This window comes from Deinococcus malanensis, from assembly GCF_014647655.1.
In the GTDB taxonomy this organism is placed as follows: domain Bacteria; phylum Deinococcota; class Deinococci; order Deinococcales; family Deinococcaceae; genus Deinococcus; species Deinococcus malanensis.
The window spans coordinates 1-618 of sequence record NZ_BMPP01000070.1 but is presented as its reverse complement, the minus strand read 5'-3'; the positions used below and the strand labels follow the sequence as shown (position 1 = coordinate 618).

The following is a 618-nucleotide window of genomic DNA, read 5'->3' as shown; positions in this document are numbered from 1 at the left end:
AGGCGGCGCAGCGTTTCCGTTCGGTCGGCAGGTCCACGGGCATGACGTCGCGCCATGGGTTCAACGTACCTCGTCAAGCTCCCTTTGCCGTCGTAGAAAAAAAAGGTCGCTGAGGGCGCCACACTGGTCTACCTGGGTGAGGTGGGCTTGGCGATGAAGGGCGTGCGCAGGCACACCTGGAACACCAGGGGCGTCACGCCCCTGGTGACCGTGCCCGCAAACTGGGAGAAGCTTTCGACCATTGGGGCGATCACCTCGAGTGGGCAGTTCTTCCAGAACACGAAAAAGGGCTCCATTCGGAGTGGAGATGTCATCCGTTTTTTGGAGCATGTGTTGGGGCAATTTGTTGGGGAACTCGTGGTGGTGCTGGACAATGCTGGGATTCATCAGGCCAAAGCGGTGCAGACGTTCGTGGCTTGCCACGAACGTCTCTCACTGGTGTACTTCCCGCCGTATGCTCCGAAACTGAGCCCCATCGAGCTTGTCTGGGCGTACGTGAAGCGCCATGTCCTGGTGACGTGACCCCTAATTCTCGGTCCACTCCGGTTGCGACAAGATGGGCAATCCGGAGGGGCAATGAAAGGGAAACGGTATACCGAGCAACAAATTCTGGAGATC

General features: G+C 58.4%; 1 pseudogene. It reads left to right on the top strand.

What is annotated here, in order from left to right:
- Positions 1-120: 120 nt before the first annotated feature.
- Positions 121-522, top strand: a pseudogene (locus IEY49_RS21260) (IS630 family transposase); the annotation flags it as partial.
- Between the last annotated feature and the right edge of the window lie 96 nt (positions 523-618).